Below are 628 nucleotides of genomic sequence, written 5' to 3' on the forward strand. Positions count from 1 at the left end.
ATATTGACTTTGGAAGTTCAAGATGGCGAAAAGACAATTTGATGTTTAATCTCGCGATCGGTTATCCATTTTAATCTAGACATATCAATGTAATGATTACATAAAACCGACGTCCTTATGATCAATGAAAACATTTTGGGTATTGTTGCGGGTATCCTCACCTCTATTTCTATGCTGCCGCAGTTCATCAAAGTGCTCAAGGAAAAGAATGTAGATGATCTTTCTCCTGTTATGCTGCTGACGTTAATCCTAGGGCTTTCCCTATGGGTATGGTACGGGATAATGAAAAGTGAGGCGCCCATTATCTATTCCAACGCATTTGCTGTTCTTGTGAATCTTTGCCTGTTAGCCAGCTATCTGATTTACAGAAAAAAAGCATAAAAAAAGGCGGATAACATTGCTGCTATCCGCCTTTAACATGAAAACACTATTCTACAAACCGTTCAACCAGCTATTCACCTCATCCTGTGTTTTACCTGTCTTCTTTTGAAGTTTACCTACCAACTCATCTTCTTTGCCCTCTGCATAAAGTAAATCATCATCTGTAAGGTCTGCATATTGCTGTTTTACCTTACCTTTAATTTCGTTCCAACGACCTTTCCATGTTAATTCACTCATAATATTTTTC

2 protein-coding genes are annotated in these 628 nt (G+C 37.9%); one reads left to right on the forward strand and one right to left on the reverse strand.

Going from position 1 to position 628, the window contains the following annotated elements:
- The first annotated feature begins 117 nt into the window (after positions 1 to 117).
- On the forward strand, positions 118 to 381 hold the full coding sequence (locus B3C94_RS20805; protein WP_293907326.1) for a SemiSWEET transporter: 264 nt from the start codon (positions 118 to 120) through the stop codon (positions 379 to 381).
- 51 nt (positions 382 to 432) lie between these two features.
- Here the strand turns inward: B3C94_RS20805 and B3C94_RS20810 are convergent, their stop codons facing one another.
- On the reverse strand, positions 433 to 618 hold the full coding sequence (locus tag B3C94_RS20810; RefSeq protein WP_046675215.1) for a CsbD family protein: 186 nt from the start codon (positions 616 to 618) through the stop codon (positions 433 to 435).
- Positions 619 to 628: the final 10 nt, after the last annotated feature.

The sequence above is a fragment of the Sphingobacterium sp. UBA5670 genome (assembly GCF_002420705.1).
Lineage (GTDB): Bacteria > Bacteroidota > Bacteroidia > Sphingobacteriales > Sphingobacteriaceae > Sphingobacterium.

What these genes read in the sequence shown, in the direction of transcription:
- B3C94_RS20805 (WP_293907326.1), top strand. Translation starts at nt 118, where the DNA reads ATGATCAATGAAAACATTTTGGGTATTGTTGCGGGTATCCTCACCTCT.
- B3C94_RS20810 (WP_046675215.1), bottom strand. Translation starts at nt 618, where the DNA reads ATGAGTGAATTAACATGGAAAGGTCGTTGGAACGAAATTAAAGGTAAG.